This window comes from Nonomuraea sp. NPDC059023 (assembly GCF_042740095.1).
Classification (GTDB): domain Bacteria; phylum Actinomycetota; class Actinomycetes; order Streptosporangiales; family Streptosporangiaceae; genus Nonomuraea.
In genome coordinates, this window is record NZ_JBHYIO010000019.1 from 214,189 (window position 1) to 225,512 (window position 11,324).

At 61.4% G+C, this 11,324-nt stretch carries 7 protein-coding genes and 1 pseudogene; 3 read left to right on the forward strand and 5 right to left on the reverse strand.

Features of this window, described 5'->3' with window-relative positions; all coding sequences use genetic code 11:
• Nucleotides 1-309: 309 nt before the first annotated feature.
• Both ACFWYW_RS30620 and ACFWYW_RS30625 read right to left on the reverse strand, forming a co-directional pair.
• Nucleotides 310-840 (reverse strand): hypothetical protein, encoded by a 531-nt coding sequence (locus tag ACFWYW_RS30620; RefSeq protein ID WP_379618954.1) that lies wholly within the window; start codon nucleotides 838-840, stop codon nucleotides 310-312.
• Nucleotides 841-1,126: 286 nt separating this feature from the next.
• A complete protein-coding gene (locus ACFWYW_RS30625; RefSeq protein ID WP_379618952.1) occupies nucleotides 1,127-2,014 on the reverse strand; it encodes an IS3 family transposase in 888 nt (295 codons plus the stop codon).
• A 105-nt stretch (nucleotides 2,015-2,119) separates the two neighbouring features.
• On the opposite strand from ACFWYW_RS30625, the pseudogene ACFWYW_RS30630 reads away from it, so the two are divergent.
• Nucleotides 2,120-2,473 (forward strand): annotated as a pseudogene (locus tag ACFWYW_RS30630) (transposase); the annotation flags it as partial.
• A gap of 1,250 nt (nucleotides 2,474-3,723) precedes the next feature.
• Here the strand turns inward: ACFWYW_RS30630 and ACFWYW_RS30635 are convergent.
• Both ACFWYW_RS30635 and ACFWYW_RS30640 read right to left on the reverse strand, forming a co-directional pair.
• On the reverse strand, nucleotides 3,724-5,142 hold the full coding sequence (locus tag ACFWYW_RS30635) for a protein kinase (RefSeq protein WP_379618950.1): 1,419 nt from the start codon (nucleotides 5,140-5,142) through the stop codon (nucleotides 3,724-3,726).
• 190 nt (nucleotides 5,143-5,332) lie between these two features.
• The gene (locus ACFWYW_RS30640) at nucleotides 5,333-7,351 is read right to left on the reverse strand and encodes an ATP-binding protein (RefSeq protein WP_379618948.1); all 2,019 of its coding nucleotides are present in this window, start codon (nucleotides 7,349-7,351) and stop codon (nucleotides 5,333-5,335) included.
• 352 nt (nucleotides 7,352-7,703) lie between these two features.
• Between ACFWYW_RS30640 and ACFWYW_RS30645 the strand changes: the two genes are divergently transcribed.
• Together ACFWYW_RS30645 and ACFWYW_RS30650 are read left to right on the forward strand one after the other, a co-directional pair.
• Nucleotides 7,704-8,876, forward strand: coding sequence for a hypothetical protein (locus ACFWYW_RS30645; RefSeq protein ID WP_379618946.1), 1,173 nt, complete (start codon nucleotides 7,704-7,706; stop codon nucleotides 8,874-8,876).
• Between the two features lie 94 nt (nucleotides 8,877-8,970).
• A complete protein-coding gene (locus ACFWYW_RS30650) occupies nucleotides 8,971-10,230 on the forward strand; it encodes a hypothetical protein (RefSeq protein ID WP_379618944.1) in 1,260 nt (419 codons plus the stop codon).
• Between the two features lie 518 nt (nucleotides 10,231-10,748).
• Here ACFWYW_RS30650 and ACFWYW_RS30655 read toward each other — a convergent pair.
• Nucleotides 10,749-11,324: hypothetical protein (locus tag ACFWYW_RS30655; protein WP_379641117.1), on the reverse strand; the 576-nt coding region annotated here is incomplete at its 5' end.

Genomic DNA, 11,324 nt, shown 5'->3' on the forward strand with positions numbered 1-11,324 from the left:
ACTGGATGAGTTCCTTGCCGCTCGAGGCGGCGGGCGAGGCTCGTCCGTGATCATCGCAAGGTACGTTGACTCGCGGAGCCAGCGGTAAATGGAACTTCATCCTTGAGCCGGCCGGATTCGACCCGCAGCCGGAGACTGCGATCGGTAGCGCCTCGCGAGCTACCCCATGGGTGTGACATGTGTGGTCAACATGAGGTCGTCAGCTCCGTGAGGCTGTAAGCGGAAAGAGGTGCAGGACCTTCTCGCTGGGCTGTCGCCCAGCAAGTCCGGTGGAAAGCCGAACGCATCCTGATCCAACGCCAGACCGCCCTAGCGGGTGAGGTCGTGCATGTCCCGGCGGGCGCGGTGGGGCTGCTCGTGAACGGCCTGGGCGTACTCGACACCGTCGAGGATCACGTTGTCGACCTTGCGACGGGAGGCGGCGTCGATGCCCATACGGGCTATCACACCGCCGGTGATGTGGATGGGCCGGCCTGGGAGGCCCCGGGCGGCGAGCATCAGCCGGACCGATACCTTCCGCAGGCTGGTGAGCCGTGCAGGTGACCGCGTCTCCCCGGTCTCGGGATCGCGTTTTGGGACTGTCGTCTCAACCTCTTTCTCCACTTCGGCGATCAGCCTGCGCATCGCTGTCTCGCAGCCTCGACGCAGTTCCTCATACGCCGCGGCGTCCGGCGCGTCCGCAAGGTAGAAGCTGACGGGCTGCAGCACGGTCGCGGCAGGGCTGGGGCGGCCCTGCCCGGCTTCCTTCTGCGCCGTGGTTGCCTGGTGGTGGTAGCGGACGACGGCGAGCGGCGCTGTCGGCCGGGTTTGGAGGAGGCGGCGAACGGCGGCGGCGACCACGTCCGAGCAGGAGCAGGGTGGGCGGTCGTCGATCCCGAAGAACCGCAGCGCTTCGCCTTACTGCCGGAAGCCTGGCAGGGGCTCGTCGAGTTGGAGGCGTTTGCGCCAGGAGGTGTGGTGTGCGGTCTCAGGAGCTCCTTGACAGTTTTGTTGCATCACATGGACGACAGTCTCAATACATCCTGGACAAGTCTGGCTAGATCTTCGGTTCGTGAATCTTGGGCCGCCAGCGCTTGACGGGGTGCTGGGTCTTGCGTGAGGTTCCCCCGGTTTCCCGGAGTGATTCCTATCTGGTTTGAGTCAGCTCGGTGTGGCCGCTGACGGTGTCGGGTAGCTCGTGTTGCTGGGCGTACCAGGCGGCTTCGAACTCGTCCGGGGAGAGCCCGCCCAGGCCCTTTTGGATGCGGCGGGGTTTGTACCACCCATCGATATAGCGGAACAGGGCTGTGTCGGCTTCCTCGCGGGTGGCCCAGGTGTCGCGGTAGACCAGCTCGACCTTGATCGTGGACCAGAGGTTCTCGGCGAGGGCGTTGTCGAAGCTGTCGCCGACGCTGCCGGTGGAGGGAGCGATGCCGGCGTCGGCCAGGCGCTGGGTGAAGCGAATCGCCGTATATTGACATCCCTTGTCGGAGTGATGGATGAGCTGTCCTGCGCGCACGTCGCGGCTCCACAAGGCGAACTCCAGCGCGCCGAGCACCAGCTCGGTGTCGGCCCGGTCGGAGGTCTTCCAGCCGACGACCCGGTTGGCGAAGGCATCGCGGGCCGAGGCCAGCCACAGCACGCCTTCGCCGGTGAGGATCCTGGTCAGGTCCGCCACCCACAGCCGGTTCGGTGCTGGCGCGGAGAAGTTCCGGCCAACCAGGTCGGGCGCGGCCTGATGGCGTGGATCTTGCCGGGTTGAGCCGGTCTTGAAGCCCTTGCGCATGAATGCGCCCTGCAGCCCGGCCGCTCGCATGAGCCGCTCGACCCGCTTGCGTGAGACGCAGATCCCGCGCCGTCGCAACTCCAGATGGACCCTCGGTGAGCCGTAGGTGTCGGCGAACTCGTGATCGGCTCGTATCTTCTTGATCTCTTCCAGTAGCGAGGCGTCGGCTACCGCTCGTGCGCTGGTCGCAGCGGAAAGTGCGGCGAGCCCTGCGAAGCAGAACATCAGCGCACAGGCGGCGACAACCATTCTGGGGGGACCATGGCCGCAACCGTACTATGTCAGGACCATTCGCCGCCGCGCGAACGCAGCAGCACGAGGATCGGTGCAGCTCGCGCGTGCCTCCGGGGACTCGCGGCTGAGCCGCGAGCGAAGCTGTCGCGTCGCGGGCTGCGGTTGGCACTCGAGGCGATCGTGTGTCAGCACCTGACCTTCGCGAGGGTCGCCGAAGGACTCGGGGTCGCGTGGAACACCGCCAACGACGCTGTCCTGGCCGAAGGCAAGCGGGTGCTGATCAACGACGCCACCCGGTTCTACGGCGTGGCCGCGATTGGGGTCGACGAGCACGTGTGGCGCCACACCCGCCGCGGCGACAAGTACGTCACCGTGATCATCGACCTGACCGGCATCCGTGACGGCACCGGACCCGCTCGGCTGCTGGACATGGTCGAGGGCCGCTCAAAGCAGGCGTTCAAGTCCTGGCTCGCTGCTCCAGCCCGAGCCAGGGGCGGCAGCCGCCGCCGGAGTGGCGAGCAGGGCCAAGACGGTACATCCCACAAGAGTAAAGCGAACGATCATGCGCAGATCCGTTCCGCAGAGGAGCTCAGAACGGCAGCCACTATGAAAGCTGCACCACCTCACCCGAAGCAGCTTTGCCGGTGCTTGGACGGGCCTGCGATCAAGCCGTGCACGAGCAGCCCGTTACCTCTTCTGCAATGCCCTTCCCTTGCCCTTCTGTCGGGTCTGGCTTGACCTGCCAAGTTTCGAGGCGGCTCGCAAGGCCTGTCTGCGTGACCGGCGTGCCTCACCTCGTTCTGCGCGCTCGCTGGCGCGCGAGGGAACAGATGGGTGCAGAGCGGGGCAACTGCGACGACGATGCTCCGCCTGGCCGAAAGCGGTTTTACGGGTGCTTGGGCGGGTCTGTGATCAGGTTGGACATGGGTCGCCCCTGACCCCTTCTGTCATGCCCGGCCCTTGCGCTGCTGGCGGGTCTGGCTTGACCTGCGGGGTCCGGGGGCGCGCACACATGCCAACCGTAGGTTCGCCCGCATGCCGGACGCGTGCCGAAGAGCACTATGCGAGCACCGACTCGACCATTCTCGCCTCTCAGAGACAAGCTGAGAATCGAGAAACCCCAGGTCAGATGGGGTGTAGAGTGGTAGGGCGCCCGGGGCTCGAACCCGGAACCTACGGATTAAAAGACGACAGATTCAATGCCTGGAATTGTTCCTGAGTACCAAATCGTATCGCTCAGGCGATAATTGTCGGTTTCAAAATGTCCAACAATGCCGTCCGGTGGCGGGGCGTATCGCGGGCCGAAGAGCACGCGACGAGCACTCATCGTGCGGTCCGGTGCACCATAACGCACACTTGACCTTTCGACGCGCATGGTTCAGGTGGACCGTCTCTCGGCTGGCCGGCTGCACTTGACGTCGTTGCCTGTTCTTGCCCTAAGGCAATGGTGTTGCGTCGAGTCGCTGAGGTCCTGCAAGCATCTTACTGTATGGCGTGATGGCCCATTGGGAGTGGTAGAGGCTGCCGCGGCGATCCAGAGTCATGAGTGGGGATCCCTCTCGTCTTGCGGGCGCAAGCCTGTGCACTATCTCCAGGCAGGTGGCTGAGCCAACGGGTGACACCACAGCTCAAACCCTGTGTACGAGTTTTGAAGCGGTACACGCAGCAGGGTTCGCGTTCGTCCGCAGGATTCCCGGTGCGAGGGGACAGATTGTGCCAGACGATCATTTCAGCTCGATAGCTTCCTTGAAAAGGTCCATCACTGCGTCGGGTGTGAGTTTGGTTTTCTGGAGAGTCCACACCTGCGTCCCAGTTTGGAGCATAAGGCCCCTTTGCTGTTCAAAGTCCTGGCGACGGAAGCCGTGTGGACGGTCTCGTGGACCGTAATCGTAGCTACGGAGATTTGGCCATTCTTCAAAGCGCAATAGATGCCAGATTAGTCGGTTTTCGTACACCTCGCATACAATGTTCCCCAGAATGAGGATCCCCGAAAAGATGGCTCCGCCTTCGACGAGTGGGTCGTGGTCGCCACTGCGGAGATGACCGTCCCACCTCCCCTGGGGCCAAACGTCAATCGTGAGACGATGGCTCGCCCAGAGGAGTTCCCAACGGGGCACGCCAGACGCCTTCTCCAGGGTGGCTTCGGGAAGCGCCTCCTTCACAATGTCCGCAGTTTCCTCAAGGATATGTGCAAGGTCATTTATTGCCTGGCTCGCCTGGTCCTGCTCGGATGCTCGCCTGAGGGCGTCAGCAGCCTGACGCGCTTCCATGAGGGAACGATCTTCTTGCGCTTTAAGAGCAGCCTGGCTGAGCCGCTGCTGCCCTGGCGTGAGCCGCGTGGAAGCTGCGTCGAGCGCCTCCACTACAGCGCGAGCATCCTGGGGCCGCTCGCTTGGATTCTTCGCAAGCAGGCGTAGCGTCAGCCGTCCGAGAGCCGGCTGCACCTCCAGTGGAGGTGGTGCCATCTGCAGGTGTTGGTGTCGGAGTGTCGCTTCGTCTTCCCCCGTAAATGGACGTGTCCCGGCCAGGAGTTCGTAAGCGATGACGCCCAGGGCGTACAGGTCGGTCTTAACAGTTGCGGGCTGGCCTCGCCAAAGCTCTGGAGCCATGTAGGGCATGGTTCCAGCGCCGAGGAAGGTGTAGGTGCCGGTGGGCTCTTCGAGATTGCGCGCGATACCGAAGTCAGCCAACTGCCAGTGGTCTGCAACCTGGAGGACGTTTGCTGGCTTGAGGTCACGATGTAGCACCGAGATTTCTGCCAACTCGACAAGACCTTGCGCGATCTGGCGCAAGGTGTCAACTCGTGCCGCTTCACCGAGGTCACCGGACTCCAACGCGCCAGCCAACGATCGATCTGCCAGCGGCATCACCAGGAATAGATCATCATTGACGTGCCCTACGTCAAGGGCGCGCATCACATGAGCGGTTGAGGTGGTTGCGAGAACCTGAGCAATCTCAACCTCTCGCTCGCGGCGCCGCCTTTCCGCGGGGTGACCTCTGCGCAAGGGAACATGTTTCACCGCAATAGGCATCCCATCAGGGCTTTGACCACGGTAGACCTCGCCGAAGCCGCCGAGATCTCCGATTCGGGCTCCCTGATCGTAGGCCCATTGCGTTCCGCTCTCACCGACGAAGACATCCACTCGACTAGTGTGCATCAATCGGTGCGCCTCTGAGACGGACACCACGGTCTTTGGCCTACCTGACTACGTCTGTGCAGCCGCACACATGATCAAAGTCGGAAGCAAGGCATCTTACAGAGGGTTCGAACAACCTTCTTCAAAGTTCAAGACGTGTCTATGGAGCTTCGCCGACGGCGAGGGTAGCGCGAGGTCATCGCTCAAGAGGCGGACCATCGGTCATCGATTCATTGGATAGCTCGTTACTGACCTCAGCACGCGGAGCTGGTACGGCGGGAGAGACGATCAAATCAGGAAGATGTTGACTATGAGCCCGCTGCAAGTACTGGATGCCGGTGTCGTTGGTGCTTTGATAGTCGAGTGCCTGGCGAACGAATGCGAGTCGGTGACGTGCGTCCTGGATCACTTCGGCCCATGTCACAGCACGAACCACGAAGCTTTCCCCTTCGACGACGATGCCTGGGTCACGTCCCTTCTGGTTCGCCATCTTCTCGACGGCTGGTTTCAGCATGTCTCCGACAATCCAGAACTCCCACCTGCAGTCAATACGCGCGAATCGGGAATCCATGGTGACGGCGGTGGCGTAGTTTTGGATCTGCGAGAACTGGTCCATACCGACATGGACATTCGGGCGCTTCAGCTCGATCACGATGTGTTCGCGGTGGTTGCGCCGTTGCTCGACGACACGGCTCAGCATCATGTCAACAACTACCTTGCGCCCGTCTTCATCCAGCACTTCGGCGGCGTCTACCTCGGCGGGCGTTAGCTCGTCTCGGCCCAACAACTGAATGTGGTCGCGCAGTGCTGTCTTCAGCGTCACGTCGTCCGCGGTGAGGGCGTACTCCTCCCGGAAGACCCATGTCTCCGCAGCCAGGATTCGGTGGAGCTGGCTACGCTCCAGGAAGTGCTTCTTCAGCTCTCTGTCGAAGACGATCTCTTCCAGCCCGGTGAGGAAGTCCAATCGGTCGGTGATGCGTCGGGCGGCGGTGATGATGGCGCTGAGCGAGGTGCGCTCTATCAGCTGGGTAAGCTCGGTAAGCCGCTCAGGGGGAAGGTCCAAAACCTCGCGGAGGACGTCATGGACAGACCTTGGGCTCTTCTCCAGGGCTTCGCGCAAGAGCCTGAGTGAGAGTTTGCGGTATCGAGTATCGGCTGTTTCCACAGCTGGCGCAGCGGCCACCGCGACAAGGTCGAAGAGGTTCCGCTCGGCGCGCTCGATGATCGTTCGAGGCTCATCCTTGAACGGATAGCTGTGCTCGTCTTTCCAAGACTTCAACAGGATGCTGCCGCGTTCGTCCGCGCGCTCCTTGAAGTGTCGCTTCAGCTCGTCCTTGGCGGCATCGACTATGGAGGCGAGGGGCTCTTGCCCGAGCTCGGCAAGCGCAAGATCGGCAATTGAGTCCCGGAACCCCTTCCAAGTGATGTACGCGGTGAACTCGAAGCCTGGGGCCTGGATACCCGGTGGGAGCTGAAAGAGAGATGTCCCTGACGTGTCGCAGAGATGCATGGCTCGCTTGACGGGCTGTCTCCACTCGATCACGGTCAGGGTGATCCCGGTCAGGCCGGCGACGTCCAACTCGGCCTGGTGGAGACTGGACTGCAGCCGGGCTGGATCGAGGGGGTTTCCTTGCCAAAGGACCTTGACGGGGTACTGCTTGAGGTAGAGGGCGAGGACCGTTGTCAGCTCGTCGACGGTCGAGTCCCGCAGCAGGGTCTTCTGGGCTGCTTCGGTGAGATTGGTGATCAGCACCCGCGTGCCGGTGCTGCTGTCGGTCACCGGTATGGGTGAACCGACCTGAAACTCCCTGAGCGCGCTACGGCGGCCAGTGATCTCGATGTAGTTGCGCTGACCTTGGATGTCGTCAGCAACGGTCATCCACTGGACCTGTTCGCCAATGCCGTAGGCCGTCCAGCGGCCTTGGCCGTTACGCCCGTGGAGAAGTCGTCCGCCGTCGGTCTGCGTTGCGAGCTTCTTCCACGATCCGCCGAGGTGGCTGAAGTACTTTTGCACTTGATGAAGCGTGATTCCCGTACCGTCGTCGGTGATCGTGACGCTCTCGATGCCGCCCAGTGTGTTGGTGGTCAACTCCACGGCCACCGTGGACGCGTCTGCGTCGAGACCGTTCCATACGAGTTCAGCCACCCCGATAATAGGAGATTTCACCAATCTCTCAAGGTGGTCCTGCTCGACGCTGACGATCAGTTGCTCCACCCGTTGAGTCTTGCACGATTGGGTGCCGGATTGGGGCGAGACAGCCCGCACTGAATGGCCATGAACGAGGACAAGCAGCGTCTAGGCCACACAACCCGGTGTTGCTTCGGAGCATCGGCCGCACCAGGCGCTGTCGCTACGGCCACCCACGCATCCAGCCGAGGTTGTCGATCTCACCGCTCGAATACAGCGACGACATACCATTGGCGGTCTCATCAACGAGTACCGCCAAGCTGCATAGACGACGCCAAGCCACAGGTCAGGCTCGTGATACCGGTTTGGCACCGCACACGGTTGCGTTCTGTAGTTCGATGGGGACAGATTGTCAGTGGCGGGTTCTATCGTCGCGCGCATGAGCCTCACACATGGGCTGGTGTCCCCGCGGACTCCACTACGGCTGTTTCTCGACCGCGAGCTGACCGCCGGGGTTCGGCGTCTCCGGCAGACCTATCGGGGGCAGCTTCCCGCTGGGCCGCTGATTCTCCCCGGAGATGGTGTCGGCTTCGAGGCGGGGACGGTCGGTACCGCCATAGATCAGCGACTGCGACTGTCCTTCACCTGCGTACCGTCTCTGGACGCTGCCACGTTTCTGGGCTGGGACAACTGCCGTGCCGCTGCTGGCGTGCGGGGACGGGACAATCTCGCCGGTGTTCTTGCGGAGGTTGGTGAGCAGCTCATTCAGCGCCTGACTGACACCGTGACGCGAATGCAGTTGGACGACCGGAACCAGCCCATGCTTCGCGCGGAGGACGAGGAAGAGGATCTGGCGCGCATGCTGATAGCCGCCGCGTGGTACGCCCTCAATTACCGCAACCCCTTCGCCTTCCCCGATACCCCGCTCGTCAAGGCCGCCGTCACGGCGCCGGCCACCTTCACCTTCGACCGGCTTCTGGCAGTCCCGCATCGTCATCTGGTTGATGACCTTCTCGCGCAGCTGCATGCTGCGCAGAACAGTGCCTTGGAGCGACTCCGCCTCGCCTCCCAGCCGGAAGCGTGCGCCTCAGGCAGCACCTTCGACGGCAGCTCAGATCTTGCAGCCGACGCTGACCTGATCATCGAAGGGACGCTGGTGGACATCAAGAGCACCCGCCGGGTCCACAACTTCCCGCTGCCCACCGTGTATCAACTGCTCGGCTACACACTGATGGACTACTCCGACCGCTACCGGATCGACGCGGTCGGCATCTATCTGTCCAGGGCCGGCACATTGATCACCTGGCCGCTGGAGGACTATCTCGCGCTGCTGGGCGCGAGGCGTCGCGACCTGGGCGAACTTCGTGACGTGTTCGCCCGATTGCTGAAGTACGAAGGATGCCGGGCCGACGACGAGCCGCTTCCGGAACAGGCGGAGGGGGTTAATCGCCTGCTGGATGGTCTTGTCGCCCCCCTCCCGGACGGATGCTGCGAGGTCTGCGCACAACCGCTTCCAGAGCAGGTCGGAGCCCACAGGCGGCGACGCTACTGCTCATCATTTTGCCGTCAGCGCTCCTTCGTTCTTCGCCGTAGAGGCTGGCTGAACCCATGAGCTGGGTTGCTAGATCTAGAGGCTCTACAGGCGGGCTGGCGGAGTAGCCAGCTTCTTGCTGCAAGCCCTCTGATGCAACGCTGCCACCGGTACTATGGAATTCACCGAGCAGGCGAAACGGGGTGCTGGGAAAATGGGGCAGCGCGCTGAGTTCTCGGCGGCAACTCGGAAGGTCATCGCGGAACGGGCCGGGTATCAGTGTTCAGTGTTGAATTGCGGGCGATTGACGGTGGGTCCTGGGCCAGGTAGAACGCAAGTCGCGAACACTGGCATGGCTGCCCATATATATGCCGCCTCGCCTGATGGTCCGCGCGGAACTGGCGGTCTTTCGACTACTGAGCGGCGTGAACCTGAGAACGGTATCTGGTGCTGCTACTCCCACGGCAAGGAAATCGACTCCGATAAAGGTCGCGCCTATTCGGCTGCAGAACTCAAAGGATGGAAGCGGCTACATGAAGCCAGGAAAAGCGCCGAGGTAAATGGGAGCGCACGAGACCGATATGGCTTGGTTGAATCCATATCGGTAAACTCTGCGCCGGGAGCTTTGGCGGGGAAAAAGTTTGATCTTGCCATGCGAAATATCATCACGGGGCCGAATGCCAGCGGTAAGTCTGTTCTGGCGCGTCTTCTCGCCAGCGTGGCGGATTCCGACCATGTGGCAAAACTCTCTCGCAGTCGTGATGTGGACATCGAGGTTCGATGGTTTGACCCGTATGCCCACGATGTCTCCACCACAGGCCGTTCAGGCAATGTAACCCATGTTCTTGATGGACAATTGGTTCCATATGTCGCCCGCCCCTACAAGACGATACTACTTGATGACGATCAAGTCAGTGTAAAACCTACTAATCTCGTCTCTCTTGCCCAGATGCTCGACCTCAGCGTATCCGCGATGAAGGCCACCCTGATTATGCTCGCCGAGTCGAGCAATCTTGTTAGGGAGGTGCGGATTTCAGGTGCGCAAGTCGATTGGACGGTGGAAGTAGATGGGCGCATAGATCGGTCAAACTTTCACGGCTTTAGTGCATCAATGCAGAGTGCGATTTTGTGGGAAGTGGTTGGTTTTCATGCCCGACACCATGCGCGTGTCGAGCCCACTTTGCTTCTCGTTGACGAAGGGGTAGGCCGGCACCTTACCCCGGGGATGGTGGATTGTGCGATAGATCGTCTACAAGACATGGCTGAACACGCCCAGGTGGCACTAATAAGCACTTTCTTGCCCAGGTCAGAGATATCCCGTGGTTGGATGGTTACATCACTGGATGATCATCGGGCTGCTGATAGCGGTAACCCCACCTGCCCCATTGACTTTGAGATTCAGACAATGCCCTTGGCCACCCAGCCGCCCATGTAGCCCAGTAAGGGTTGTAGCCCTCCATGATGCGGCCTGTTCAGGGGCTTATTGGATAGGAGCAGTGGCAAGCAGGGTCGATCGTGCACGACGTGCGGTTAAACATCGATGGGGCTTCAACTCCAAGCATTGTGACCACACTTCTGAGAGCGTTCTCACCGGGAACGGGCTTCCTGTCGCAGCGACGTGACATTCCCGTAGAACATTATCCGTGTAGAAACATGGCATCACGCGAAGATCCATGAGTAGGCTTCCGAACACCACTGATGTCGTCATCGTAAGCCGCCACGTTCCCGTCCCTGATGAAGCACCAAGCAGAAGAAATCAGGCCGGTCAGGGCACGAGGCGCTCACGCCGGAAGAACGACACTGGTGAATCTCCGAGCACAGACACGCAATTGTCCAAGACGCACATCTAGCGCTTCGCCCGCACAAAGAATGGATGGCCATGGTGTGGGCCACCCAATGCGGCGCCGCCTTGTGGCATTGGCCCCACTGGGCAGTCTGGCAAAAAAATCGCCGTCAGTCTCGCCTGCTGGGACGAGCGAGCGCGATGATCATTCTTTCGAGGCTCCAGTTCGGATCGAGGAGCGATGGAATCGGCTGGTCGCCAGTGTGGATTGCATGTATATCCGCAGCGAACTGATCATGATCAGCCTCCGGCGCGAAGATGGCCGTCACGTCGCTGAGTGTGAACGCAAGATCGCCGCAGTGGCGCCATTCTCGTTCCCAGGAGAAGTCCTTGCGGTAGACCACGCCGTCGCTAGATCGAACTCCGCTTCCCATCTGTTCCATGAAGGGCGTGAGACGAAGGATGTCAGGCAGGTCACCATGTGGCTGTGTGAACGGTTGGGCGGGTGCGGCGAGGGCGTTCTGGACGAGCCGCTGGATGGGGACAGTCAACCAATCGTGCCCAGGAGTGATGTCGATGTACCAGATCGGGTTCACTCCGGATCGGCGCCCCCACTCCTTGGTGAAGGCTAGATCGCTGATGTGAAATTCCGTGATCGGCTGCGGGCATGACGAAGGGCGTCCATGGTCGGTGTGTGAAGACAGACTTAGACGCCCTTCTGATCGCACTCTATGTCTATCTGGATG

What these genes read in the sequence shown, in the direction of transcription:
- ACFWYW_RS30625 (WP_379618952.1), bottom strand. Translation starts at nt 2,014, where the DNA reads ATGGTTGTCGCCGCCTGTGCGCTGATGTTCTGCTTCGCAGGGCTCGCC.
- ACFWYW_RS30650 (WP_379618944.1), top strand. Translation starts at nt 8,971, where the DNA reads ATGGAATTCACCGAGCAGGCGAAACGGGGTGCTGGGAAAATGGGGCAG.
- ACFWYW_RS30645 (WP_379618946.1), top strand. Translation starts at nt 7,704, where the DNA reads ATGAGCCTCACACATGGGCTGGTGTCCCCGCGGACTCCACTACGGCTG.